The following is a 12,301-nucleotide window of genomic DNA, read 5'->3' on the forward strand; positions in this document are numbered from 1 at the left end:
GCTTACCTTTCGCAAGTCCTTGCAGGGCAAGGGGCTTCGTAATCTTGCCCTGAGGAGTTCATCCATCAGAACTATCTTTCGATGGATTGGTACTCCTGTTAATGTGCGCGGAAAGAGACCGCTTAGCAACACTGAGAGCTAATTGAGCATGGGTTTGAACAGGTTTGACAGCCTGTAAGCAAGTTCAAGAACTCGGGTTGAGTAAATAGCTGGCTTGTTTTTATGTGCATTAAAGCTTTAGAATAATAGTGTTTACCAATTTTGATTGCACCGTTGGTTGATTTTTTCTCGTACGAAACAACAGAAAATCCCATTTTTTCGAGTACTTCTGCTGAGCTCTTTATAGCAACTGTTGTGTAGTAGTCGGTAATGTTAGCGTGTTTTGCTAGAAACCTGAATTCTCTATTTAATTGTAGACGAAAAGGTCGCTCGTACAGCGAATGATGGCTCACCGCAAAATAAGCTAATTTTCGTCTTTTATTATAAGGAACGGTTTTTCTTAAATCTATTTCATCAATCGACTTTTGAGAAAGTGTTTCAATTTCGGAGATCATACCTTCAGTCGTGAATATAGTGCCTATGTTATGTCCTAATAGCTCCCCTGTGACGCTGTCGACATATTTATAGGCAATGAAACGTTTTTCATTGCAATATTTTAAAAAATCGATTTTATAGAGTCCATGCTTAATATTCTCATCAGAGGTTTTCTCATGAAAAACAAGTACAGAATTTACAATCTCACTATCATTAGAATTTCCAATCGGATATTCACAAACAGGATTGTGTTCGATCATCGATGTTGACTGATAATTTGCTCTGGCGATCAAGTTATTTAAACTACGGTATTTCTCTTCCATCAGAGTATTGAATTGATCAACTCTATTTTTAGAACTAGGGTCTTGATGTTGTAAATGACTAACTTTAGATAGATAAGGCTCAAGATCGTTGGTAAATTCTCGCAAAACACGAATACTACGGCTAAGAGTTGGTTTAGTTGTTCCTCTTTCCCATCGACTAAGTGTAACGGTATCAATGTTCGATAGATCTCCTCCGAGTAAGTTGAGCTTTGTAGCTGCTTGACTTTGTGTTAGTTCATTCGCGATTCGATATTTTTTTAAGTATTCGCCAAACACAGTAGTTTTCTCCAATCTTTTGCATAAGGCGAAGTATTATTATGTGTAGAAACTTAAGATGGTAGGCATCTTAATTTAAAGTCTGTTTGGCTATGCCTAATGATTTTTGATTGAGTATTGGTTATCCCACTGGGTTGTTTTTATGAGGGTTATTATTTCGGGTTGAGAAAGAAGTGTCGCTGTATCAATTTCGTATAAGCAATGTTCGAATGAGCGGTTGCCTAATTTAAAACCTCCTTTTTCTGACTCAATATCAAATGCTATTTTCTTAAATCCAAGTTGCTCTAAAATTTGTCCGATTTCAGGCCATGCACTAAAGAAATAATAACGTTGAACATTTGAATAGTGAATTAGGTTTATAAATTGAGAAACTAACATACATCGAAATATCTGGAAATTAGAAGAGTAACGATTATAATTACAAACCGATAACTTAGTCGAATTTTTATAACTGACAGATTTTGTCAGGTCGATATCAATGATTTTTGAATGAGTAACTTTGTCAAAATAGTCACTTTCGAATATAAAACTAATTGAGTGACCTACCAACTGCCCGCTTTCTGTTATAAATCTTTTTAAAATAGCTCGTTTGTTTTGTTGGTAGTCATATAGATTAATGTCGAAAAAACCCTTCGGTGTATGGATGGCTGTTTCGTAAAAGATTTTAAGGCTAGATAGTATCTTGTCATCATCTTTCAAAAGAAGTGGCATCTCAGTAATTAAAGTTGATTGTGGCTCTTGTGGCTCTTCATAACTTAATGATGAAAGCTTCGTTACCCTGTTATTAAAACGAAGTTGTTCAACCTCGTCTAGTAGCTTTGTTTCGTTTGGATTAGGTATTAATTCATAAAAGTCACTCAGGTCAACCTGTAAACAACGCAAGATTCTTAGGCATTTTGCAAGTGTTGGTTTGGTTTTTCCTCGTTCCCAACGACTGAGAGTTACCACGTCTACAGAGCGAAACTCTTCATTTGCAAGGTTTAACTTAACAGCAAGCTCACTCTGAGTAAGACCTAGTGAGACTCTCAATTCCTTTAAATAGTCACCAAACATACATTATCCCTAAGCGTAATTTGATCTAATTGAAGTATAGTCATCTATGATAGTTTATGGCGTTTTTAATAACCTATCTAAATGTAACAGACTCGAGATTACCGTTTTGAAACGGCATTGTGTATTTGTACAGGAGTTCGTTTAACTACTTATGCAGTTTGTCTTCACGGTTAAGAAGTAGGCATGTAAAGCTACATATGATTTGTTCATGCTAATCCTTGCTAGTTATTGATCTGTAGTATGGATTAATCACAAAAAGAGGTTTGTTTATGAATACGAATATGTTGTCTGAAAATTTACAAGCCGAAGCACTTATTGACGATGTTAATCAGGGATTGTTTTATCCTGTTTTTCAACCGATAACTAATGGCAATGGAACTGTCGGTGCTGAGGTTTTGTTACGTTGGGAAAAAGGGCACGATGTTGAATCGTCAATTCGCTGTCTGTTAGACTCTAAGAAGATTGCATGGTTTACTCAAATATTCTTGTTAAGAGTGTCCGAGGAATTATTGTCTCAGAAGAAAATGATTGATTTTCTGACTATTAATATCTCCCCTGATCACGTTTTAAGTTTCACTTTTCTACGTGATATTTCCCCAATTTGGCAAGCATGTAATAAGTTGGGTATAACCTTATGGATTGAGCTTACTGAGAATGAACAATACCCGGTTGGCATTGACGAGAAAAGGATGATGTCCCAGTTTGGAGTATGTCGTGGTCTTGGAATTAAAATCGCGATAGATGACTATGGCAGTGGTTATAACACTGGTGAAGCACTGATTAGGGTTGTTAAACCGAACATAGTGAAAATAGATCGGTCGTTAATGAGAAACCGGAGTGATAATTCGACCTTTTGGGAGCGTCTTAGATTTTTAGCTCGGAAGTATCAGATTGAATTGTTATCTGAAGGTATAGAAAACCATGAAGATTTACGTTTTGCACAATCGCAGGGCATAGATTATTTTCAGGGCTATCACTTAGGCAAACCTGGCTCATTGAGTCAATTGTCGAAACAAGGTGCAGCATATTGCTGATCTACTTAAAAATAGCGTGAATAAATTCGGGTTACTTTTAGTGTGTAAAGCATCATCGTTAGTTTCAAGAGTTTTAGGTTTGCCGGAACATAATGCCATTCTATTAGTTTAATCATGCCTACTTAGTATCAAGTGTTTAATGCCTGCCAGTTTATCTATTTATAACCATTTGTTAGCATTGGGACAAACAACAAAACATTGGAATCGTTATGTCGCAGTCACCTTTGGATCAAAAGGCTTTGGATCAAAAGGCTTTGGAGCAAGAGCTTTCAGGTCAACAGCCCTCCTTATCTCAAATTAATGTGTTTCCGGTTAAATCAGTAGGTGGGATTGCACTCTCTTCTGCTTGGGTCGAAAAACAGGGCCTTACCTTCGACAGACGTTTTATGTTGGCCTTGGCTGACGGCTCAATGGTGACGGCGCGTAAGTACCCTAAAATGGTCAAGGTGTCTTCTAGCTTGCAGCCAGACGGTTTGATTTTTACTTACGAAGGCAAAGAACCGCTGCGCCTAAAATATGCAAACTTCAAGATGCAAGAAGCGCCTGCAACAGTGTGGAAAGATAGCTTCACTGCGTATACCACCAACGACGAGGCGGATGATTGGTTTAGCGATGTGCTTGGTGTTCGCGTAGAACTTCTGTTCTGTGGTGAGCAATCTAATCGTGTTCGAGAAAAGCTTGGTCAGAATGTGAGTTTTGCTGACGGTTACCCAATGTTAGTGATCAGCCAAGCCTCTCTTGATGAACTCAATCGCCGCAGCCCTGAAACCCATTCAATGGATCAGTTCCGCACCAATTTTGTCGTCTCAAACACTGAAGCGTTTGCTGAAGATGGTTGGAAGCGCATTCGAATTGGTGAGGTTGAATTCGAAGCGGTGAAGCCTTGTGAGCGCTGTATCCTAACGACAGTCGATGTTGAGAGCGGCGAATTCAGAGCAACAAAAGAGCCACTCAATACCTTTTCTACGTTCAGAGCCAATGAACGTGGTGGCGTTTTCTTTGGTCAGAACCTTGTGGCGAAAAATGAAGGTCTGGTGAAAGCGGGTGACGTTGTTGAGGTACTTGAAACCAAAGAGAAAGAACACTACGAAGACTCTTGGGTCGAGTCACTGCACTTAACTTGCGTCGAGCGTGAAGAGATCGCTCGCGACTTCACAACCTTTTGGCTAGAGCCAGCGAAAGAGAACAATTTATTACCAAGCTATCAGCCGGGGCAGCATCTACCGATTGAAATGGTGATTAATGGCGAGAAAGTGTCTCGTCGTTACACGTTATCTTCTAGCCCTTCACGCGCAGGTCGTTTGGCGATTTCCGTGAAGCGAGTGGACGATGGTCAAATCTCAAACTGGCTCAATGATCACTTCCAAGTCGGTGACACGCTAGTTGCTCAGAATCCAGATGGCGCATTCTACTTAGAAGATAACCCAACACATCCATTACTGCTGTTATCAGCGGGAAGCGGCATCACCCCTATGTTGTCGATGCTTCGTTACTTAGCCGACCATGGTCAGATTGATGATGTGGTGTTCTATCACCAATGCAGCAGTGAAGAAGATATCCCTTATCAAGCTGAGATTGATAAGATCGCTCGCGAACATGCTGGTCTAAGTGTGATTTATTCACTAAGCCAACCAACGAAAGAGTGGGATGGTTTGTCAGGTCGTTTGAGTGTGTCTCATGTCGCCAAAATTGAGGACCTTCATAAGCGCCAAGCATTCGTGTGTGGCCCTGACGGCTTTATGGATAATGCCAAGAAATTGCTGATTCAAATGGGGCTGAATCCTCAGCATTATCATCAAGAAGCGTTTGGTGTTGCTCAATCAACGGAAGAAGCGGTGAAGCAACTGCAGTTGAGCGTTAACGGCTACCTGTTCGAAGGCAACAACCAATCAACACTACTAGAGCAAGCTGAGTCGGCAGGTGTGTCTATCGCATCAAGCTGTCGCGCGGGTTTCTGTGGTGCTTGTAAAGTGACCCTTGAGTCTGGGCAAGTTCATCAACCTGATGTACCGGCGTTGCAAGAGCATGAACGCAACATGGGGCAAATACTGGCGTGTTGCAGTGTGCCTCAAACTGATATCGAAGTTGTAGACTAACTCGGTAGGTCGGAAGGCCAGAAAGAAAAGCACATTGAATAGAAAAGGCCGGAAGTTCACTGAAATGAACTTCCGGCCTTTTTGATTCTAAGATTAATTCAAACAATTAATCGTAGATCGTTGGGATCGGTTGACGCTTGTGCTGTGTTGCTTTGTAGATGCCTACTAAGCGGTCTGACACGTCTTGAGGGACTTCTTTACCTTCAAGGAAATCATCGATTTGGTCGTAAGAAAGGTTCAATGCTGCTTCGTCGGCTTTCTGTGGATCAAGCTCTTCTAGGTCGGCAGTAGGCACTTTCTTAACCAATAGCTCTGGCGCACCTAGCGTTGCTGCAAGTTCACGAACTTGACGCTTGTTCAGGCCAAACAAAGGCGCTAAATCACATGCGCCGTCACCGTGCTTGGTGTAGAAGCCAGTGATATTTTCAGCTGAGTGGTCAGTACCGATGACAAGACCGCCAACGTAACCTGCAATTTCGTATTGTGCGATCATGCGAGCTCGAGCTTTCACATTGCCTTTCACAAAGTCGATTTTTGCTGAATCTGTTGGTAGTAGGCCTGTGCCCTCTAGAGCAATGTGAGATGCAGCGTGAAGCCCATCAACACCCGCTTTAATGTTTACAGAAACAGATTGAGAAGGCTGAATGAAAGACAGCGCAAGTTGCGCTTCGTCTTCATCTTTTTGTTCACCGTAAGGCAGGCGAACCGCGATGAATTGGTAGTCGTTGCTACCAGCGTTTTCATTTAGGCTATCAACGGCCATTTGTGCTAAACGGCCACAAGTTGTCGAATCCACACCGCCACTGATACCAAGGATCAGAGACTTGCAGCCTGACTGCTGAAGTTTCGTTTTAATAAAGTCCACACGACGAGTCACTTCGAAGTGAGGGTCAATTGAAGGTAGTACGCGCATTTCGTCACGAATTAACTGTTCCATTCGTATTCCTTTCCTGCAAGCAAATTAAAAATCTAGTGTTATCATACCTAAATCATCCGATTTAAAAACCTCTTTGCACAAGCTTAGAAAGAGAAGGCAGTAATAAACAATGGAAAAAATAGCCATTTTCGGTAGTGCGTTTAATCCACCGAGCTTAGGGCACAAAAGTGTGATTGATTCGTTGGCTCACTTTGACAAAATTCTACTCGTTCCAAGTATTGCCCATGCTTGGGGAAAAGAGATGCTAGACTTTGATATGAGATGTCAGTTAGTTAACGCATTTATTAGCGATCTTTCACTGGATCAAGTGGAGCTTTCTTTGATCGAAAAGAGCCTATTTACCCCAGGTGAAAGCGTCACGACTTATGCAGTGCTCAGTGAACTTCAAAAGTTACATCGTGACGCTGAACTGACGTTTGTTATTGGCCCAGATAACTTCTTTAAGTTCTCATCTTTCTATAAATCAGATGAGATTACCGAGCAGTGGTCTGTAATGGCTTGCCCTGAAAAAGTGAAAATTCGCAGCACAGACATACGTAATGCACTGATAAGTGGAAGCGATGTTGCAAAACTGAGTACAAAGTCAGTTACAAAGATGTTGCAAGATAGTGGACTGTATCAGATAATGTAAGTTCACTAATCAAGAGGTCAGAGGACTATGCTAAAGAGCGCGATATCAGCGACGTTGATCATGGCAGCATGTAGTATGCCTGCGTATGCTGAGTGTGATTTTTTTAGCTTAGATTCAATCATGCTGACTTCTGATGAAGATGACAATTGTCTAGATTTCTCGACCAGCATTGAGTCTTTTGGCCAACGTATGATGGAAATCAGTGGGCTGAGCGATGATGAACCTGAAAGCACACCGGACTATTGGTCTGATTGGGTACTTCAAAGTAAAGACTCGCCATTGCTGACACAAAGCATTGAGTCAAACTATGTTGGCTTGGGTATGTGGTTTCCAGAAGACCTTGAAGACGAGGAGTATGATATGTCTACAGAGGAGTGGTTGATGAATCATGGTCTTCAACTCAGCATCGGTTTTGGCGAGAAAGTCGAAGGGCAGCCGCGTATGCGCTTTGATTATCGTTGGCACGACTCACGTGACGCCGACCTAATGATGCAGGTTGAGTTGCCATTTTAGACAGGCAGATGCACAGATAGATTGCTATCTACGTCTAAATAGTAAAAATTAAAAAAGCCGCAAAAACTCAGTTTTTGCGGCTTTTTAGTATCTGGCTTGCGAGTTTTAATACCAGCACTCACTTTCCGCCAAGCTATAAATCTTCACCAAAAACAAGCATACACAGTTGCTCGAACTCTTCTTCTTTACCTGAGAACAGATCATCAATCACAAGTGGACGTTTTTGACCTGACTGCATGCGCTTCTTCGCTTCTCGCATCACCATCACCAGAGTGTGCTCTTGTGGCAAGTTTGAGTCATCAATGTTCCATTGATTGAATCGCTGAGAAAGAGCACTTTCGCAAAGCAGGGGTTTAAACGACAACACTTCTTGCTTCAATACAGAAAGCATATCTTTAAACGCTTGTTCCGTATTATTGGCATTAGAAGCGCGAGCTTTGGTTTGTTCTAGCTTTTCTAGTAGTGCCGAAGAGAGGTTCGTTTGCGTGATGTAACCCGCTTGTCTTGGGAATGAATCCGTCAAACGAACAGAAAAATCGACACGGTTAACCTGAGTGTTTGGAAAGTAGGTCAGTGACGTTAGGCAGTCGTATGGAATCCAGACGCTTTGTCCTGGTTCAACGGCATACTCTTGTTTGCCTAACTTAATCAAAACCAAGCCACTTTGAACCGATACAAGGCTATGTTTAAGTACTTTCTTGCGTGGTGTGATCACCAAGTGTGAAAAGTAAGCCGATGTATATTCAATAGCGAAGTTCATAGATAGTACCTTAATTTTGGGGCGTCAAGATTACCGTTAATCTTAAAGAATGCCAACAATAACAGGGGATTTTCAATGTTTCTGGTCTGACCTTGTCAAAAGTATGGGCTCTGTAGCTGCGAGAAGTCAAAACAACGCGTAGAATGAGCCAGCTTTTTATTATATGAATTAAAAAATGACCTCTCCAACCGATCCATATGTTGATATTCGCCCTTACGGCGATGATGAAATTCCAGCGGCACTAAACCGTCTTATTAATGATGAAGAATTTATCAGTGCAATCTTGCACTACCGTTTTTCAAACCATGCGTCTTGGTTCAAAGCATTAATGAGCCCGATTTTGCGTGTGTACTTAAAAATGAAATGGAGCAAGCTGACTAGCGTTGAATCCATTCAGATTGAAGTGAAAAAGTACTTACGCGACACGTTAGCGAAAACCACTAGCGGTGTGACGTACACTGGTATCGAGTCACTGGATGCGAACCAAGCTTATCTGTTTGTATCAAACCATCGTGACATTGCTATGGATCCTGCGTTGGTAAATTACGCTCTGCATCAAAATAATCATCAGACTTGTCGTATCGCTATCGGAGACAACCTGTTGAAAAAGCCATGTGCGACTGAATTGATGCGTTTAAATAAGAGCTTCATCGTAAAGCGTTCTTTGAAAGGACCGCGTGAGATGATGAAAGCGCTAGGGCAGTTGTCTTCTTACATTAAGCACTCTCTAGAAACGGGCAACTCAATCTGGATCGCTCAAAAGGAAGGTCGTGCGAAAGACGGTAACGATTTTACTGAGCCAGCAATTTTGAAAATGTTCCACGTTGAAGGACGTAAGCAAAAAATTGCTTTCCCTGAATACGTGAAGTCATTGAAGATTGTTCCTGTGGCTATTTCTTACGAGAACGACCCATGTGACACGGCTAAAGCGATAGAGCTTTTCGAAAAAGACGTAAACGGCAGTTACGAAAAGGGTGAGTTTGAAGATATCGAAAGTATCATTCAAGGCATCATCGGTAATAAAGGACGCGTTCACGTTGGCTTCGGTCAGGTTATCGACCAAGATTTTGATACCCCTGAAGCGCTTGCTGAAGAGATCGATCGTCAGATCCACGATAACTACAAACTGTTCCCAGTAAACTTGCTGGCAGCAGAAAAAGAAGATGAGTCGATTACAGCGGCCGTTAAACAAGAGTTTGAAGCTAAACTGTCGAGCCTGCCACAAGGTGCGCGTCAGTACTTGATCGATAGCTACGCCAACCCAGTGAAGAACATTGGTTAACGAACGTTAGTTAGCTTGCTAGTTGATTAGCAACTTGATTGAATTGAAAAAGGAGCCTTGGGCTCCTTTTTTGTTTCTGAATCACCATTTGTTGCTGCGATCGAGCATTAACGTATTAGAGCATTAGAGCATTAGAGCATTAGAGCATTAGAGCATTAGAGCATTAGAGCATTAGCCTGAATTAGCGAGCGACTGCACCACCGAGATCTAGATTGGTTGGCCATTTGGTTACGGTGTTACCGCCCAGATAGATGTTGCCTTTGACTGTCATGGTCTCGGGGAATGTTGTAATCCCAGAACCGCCTATATAAAGGTCGCCGTCAATCACGATCCCGTTGGGTAACTCGGTTAAAGGAGTGCGGATCACGCTCAGATCGCCTTTTACTCTAAAGCCATTCGGTAGCCTTTCCAGTGGAGTGTCGGTGAGGTTGATAAAGCCGCCCACTCTTACACCTCTTGGCCAGCTGGTGATTTGGCTGCCAATCAAGTCGACGTAACCTTTTATCTTAACCCCGCTCGGGACTCGAGCGAGTTGGCTGTTAGAGCCTTTAAGGCTGCCGTTCACTTCTAACCCTTTGGGTAGGCGTGTGATCGCAGTATTCTCTATATTGAGATTACCATCTACCACCAAGCCAGTTGGAAGTGATGTATAAGGCTTATTTCGTAGATATAAGTTTCCGTAATTATCGAGATGGTTCAATATTTGATAGTGATCGAGTGGTTCAGCACTGACATTTGTTATGGTTAAGGAACCAATAATAAGTGCAATTATTCGGAGCATAACAAGCTTCTTATTACGATAGACGCTTACACTATAATGGAAAAATTAATCTCGCATAGTGTTTTACCCATTTGGCGGTAGATTAACGAGGAATGGAGCAAAGATGATAGGTAAATTAATGATTAGAGTAAATATACGAATTATTAAGGTCTTTCTGATAGCCGCTTCAGTGTTTGGCTCAATGTCTGCGAGTGCCAACAAAGTAATTTCAACGCCCGGTAAAGCTGCGGTGGTGGTGACACAAGGCGGTCAACAGCAACGAGTTTGTTATTACGATGACAAGGCTTATAGCATTGGGGCAGTGTTAGAGGTGGGGGGCGTAGTGATTCAGTGCGCTGCAGAAAACGATTTTGAGCAAAATGGGTCACTGGCTTGGGTTCAATTAAAAAAAGACGAGTAATTCACTCGTCTTTTAATAAGCATATAAATGCTTATATTAGCGCGCTAGAGAGCGAGTCTTAAGTTCAAAAATAATCTTCTCAGCGCTAACTTCAAATTTAAAGCGAGCGTGCAACTCTGTGCTTTCTTCAGTCATCTCTGATGCTTCGAACTCAACGTTGCTAGACACTTGTTTAGCAAGTTCAACATACTTAGCAAACTCAGCTTCAATCAGTGCTTTTGAGTTTCCGTAAACCGTTACTTCAGCAACATCGTCGCCTTCTTTAATGATGAACCCGATTTCGCCTGCACAGCCGCAAGCCTCACATACATCGTTGTTACCAATATCTTGGCTCATAAATAATCCTCTTACAAAGTCTGAGGTTATTCTAACGAGCAATTTGAACTGTATCTACAAAAATTAAAACCTTTGAACTAATTTATACTGGTATGCTATGTTGTTTGTTAAGGTGTTTGATGAATATCTACATTCGCGCCGCCAAATATGTATGTGATTTACCTCACGTTTTGTTGAAAAGGAATGTTATTAATATGTCAGAATATCATTCACTTAGTTGCGCCAGAAATGATTTTATAAGACTATCTATCGCTTGATAGGTATTTATACAATGAATTTTTCGTTGGGTATTTCATATTCTAAGTAGTTATTTAAACTTATCGACTTAGGATTGTAAGGTGATTTTCGAAGAATAATTAGACAAAGTGTCCAAAGAGGCATCACTGTAAAATTGTTCGTACATAGTATTTGTGTGAATTTAGTTATAAATACTTGCGAAAAAATACCTTGCTCACATAATGCTGATAACGATTTTCATTCTGACTTCATTTGATTGAGTTAGATGGATTTACAAAGAGAAGAGCCTGAATATGCCAAAGCGTAGTAAAGAAGATACAGAAATCACGATCCAGAAAATCATGGATGCCGTTGTAGACCAGCTACTAAGATTGGGTTACGACAAGATGTCATACACGACGTTGAGTCAACAAACGGGTGTTTCTCGTACAGGTATAAGTCATCACTTTCCAAAGAAAACGGATTTTACTGCTGCTCTAGACGGTCGTATTTTCAAGATGTTCATGGAACACATTGACTTCGAAAATGGCCTTGACGCATTTTCAGCTAGCTGGGTTGCAGCACTTGAAGACGCTGAGTTCCTAGCAATCTTACGTTTACTTTTCCATCATATCGTTACTGCTGAGAGCGCACATGAGTTCGCTGCAAACGGTATTGATCGTCTATACAAGCTGACTGAAACTCAGTTTGGCGATACTAGCGGTAAAGAACTAGAGTGGTTGATTGGTAAATCATTGATTCGTATGAGCCAATAATCAGCACTCAATAAAAGAAGCTCCTGCGGGGGCTTTTTTTGTGCCTGCCGTTTCACTTCTTGTGCGTTTTTCTCTCAATCCCACACCGATGTTGCTGTTTGCTGAATGATGTTATTTCTTTTCTTTTTATATGCTTACGCCCGCGGCTTGTTTTTCTCTTCAGTGTTAAAAGCTAAGTAACCCTAACAAGTAGAGTTCATTTCTAGAGCCTCAAATGCTCAAGGTGAGTCGTTTTGGTGCTTGCTGTTGTGGTTGTTAATAAAATTGAGTTTAAGCCGAGAGAGTGGCTGTGAGCCAATAAAAAGGTTCATCGCGGCTTTCCGGGGAAAGCCGCTTTTATCTTCAAGAAGAAG

Annotated in this window: 13 protein-coding genes; 7 read left to right on the plus strand and 6 right to left on the minus strand. The window is 41.4% G+C overall.

What is annotated here, in order from left to right; genetic code table 11:
• Positions 1 to 122 precede the first annotated feature (122 nt).
• Positions 123 to 1,133, minus strand: a complete 1,011-nt coding sequence (locus tag AB6E78_RS22315) for a helix-turn-helix domain-containing protein (RefSeq protein ID WP_102321327.1) — start codon at positions 1,131 to 1,133, stop codon at positions 123 to 125.
• A 96-nt stretch (positions 1,134 to 1,229) separates the two neighbouring features.
• Positions 1,230 to 2,186 carry a helix-turn-helix domain-containing protein gene (locus AB6E78_RS22320; protein WP_102321328.1) on the minus strand — a complete coding sequence of 319 codons (957 nt, stop codon included), beginning with the start codon at positions 2,184 to 2,186 and terminating at the stop codon, positions 1,230 to 1,232.
• A 269-nt stretch (positions 2,187 to 2,455) separates the two neighbouring features.
• Between AB6E78_RS22320 and AB6E78_RS22325 the strand changes: the two genes are divergently transcribed.
• Positions 2,456 to 3,220, plus strand: a complete 765-nt coding sequence (locus AB6E78_RS22325; RefSeq protein WP_017062770.1) for an EAL domain-containing protein — start codon at positions 2,456 to 2,458, stop codon at positions 3,218 to 3,220.
• Positions 3,221 to 3,429: 209 nt separating this feature from the next.
• Positions 3,430 to 5,316, plus strand: a complete 1,887-nt coding sequence (locus tag AB6E78_RS22330) for an MOSC N-terminal beta barrel domain-containing protein (protein WP_372134232.1) — start codon at positions 3,430 to 3,432, stop codon at positions 5,314 to 5,316.
• Positions 5,317 to 5,422: 106 nt separating this feature from the next.
• Here the strand turns inward: AB6E78_RS22330 and nadE are convergent, their stop codons facing one another.
• Complete coding sequence (gene nadE / locus AB6E78_RS22335; protein WP_102393916.1) at positions 5,423 to 6,253, minus strand: ammonia-dependent NAD(+) synthetase; 831 nt, start codon at positions 6,251 to 6,253, stop codon at positions 5,423 to 5,425.
• A 109-nt stretch (positions 6,254 to 6,362) separates the two neighbouring features.
• On the opposite strand from nadE, the gene AB6E78_RS22340 reads away from it, so the two are divergent.
• Entirely contained in the window at positions 6,363 to 6,884 is a 522-nt protein-coding gene (locus AB6E78_RS22340) for a nicotinate-nicotinamide nucleotide adenylyltransferase (RefSeq protein ID WP_017067959.1), read from the plus strand.
• Positions 6,885 to 6,911: 27 nt separating this feature from the next.
• Positions 6,912 to 7,397: a hypothetical protein gene (locus AB6E78_RS22345; RefSeq protein ID WP_372112659.1), complete on the plus strand. Its 486-nt coding sequence runs from the start codon at positions 6,912 to 6,914 to the stop codon at positions 7,395 to 7,397.
• 133 nt (positions 7,398 to 7,530) lie between these two features.
• Here AB6E78_RS22345 and AB6E78_RS22350 read toward each other — a convergent pair whose 3' ends face one another.
• Positions 7,531 to 8,157, minus strand: coding sequence for an AraC family transcriptional regulator (locus AB6E78_RS22350; RefSeq protein WP_372134231.1), 627 nt, complete (start codon positions 8,155 to 8,157; stop codon positions 7,531 to 7,533).
• A 175-nt stretch (positions 8,158 to 8,332) separates the two neighbouring features.
• Between AB6E78_RS22350 and AB6E78_RS22355 the strand changes: the two genes are divergently transcribed.
• Positions 8,333 to 9,439, plus strand: coding sequence for a 1-acyl-sn-glycerol-3-phosphate acyltransferase (locus tag AB6E78_RS22355; protein WP_137001459.1), 1,107 nt, complete (start codon positions 8,333 to 8,335; stop codon positions 9,437 to 9,439).
• A 181-nt stretch (positions 9,440 to 9,620) separates the two neighbouring features.
• On the opposite strand, the gene AB6E78_RS22360 is transcribed toward AB6E78_RS22355, so the two are convergent.
• Complete coding sequence (locus AB6E78_RS22360; RefSeq protein WP_017062763.1) at positions 9,621 to 10,220, minus strand: hypothetical protein; 600 nt, start codon at positions 10,218 to 10,220, stop codon at positions 9,621 to 9,623.
• Positions 10,221 to 10,323: 103 nt separating this feature from the next.
• Between AB6E78_RS22360 and AB6E78_RS22365 the strand changes: the two genes are divergently transcribed.
• Positions 10,324 to 10,620, plus strand: coding sequence for a YnjH family protein (locus AB6E78_RS22365; protein ID WP_017067955.1), 297 nt, complete (start codon positions 10,324 to 10,326; stop codon positions 10,618 to 10,620).
• Between the two features lie 36 nt (positions 10,621 to 10,656).
• Here the strand turns inward: AB6E78_RS22365 and AB6E78_RS22370 are convergent, their stop codons facing one another.
• Entirely contained in the window at positions 10,657 to 10,956 is a 300-nt protein-coding gene (locus AB6E78_RS22370; protein WP_017062761.1) for a YfcZ/YiiS family protein, read from the minus strand.
• Between the two features lie 530 nt (positions 10,957 to 11,486).
• Between AB6E78_RS22370 and AB6E78_RS22375 the strand changes: the two genes are divergently transcribed.
• The gene (locus tag AB6E78_RS22375) at positions 11,487 to 11,948 is read left to right on the plus strand and encodes a TetR/AcrR family transcriptional regulator (RefSeq protein WP_004731875.1); all 462 of its coding nucleotides are present in this window, start codon (positions 11,487 to 11,489) and stop codon (positions 11,946 to 11,948) included.
• Positions 11,949 to 12,301 lie beyond the last annotated feature (353 nt).

This window comes from Vibrio sp. 10N.247.310.98, from assembly GCF_041467395.1.
Classification (GTDB): domain Bacteria; phylum Pseudomonadota; class Gammaproteobacteria; order Enterobacterales; family Vibrionaceae; genus Vibrio; species Vibrio crassostreae_C.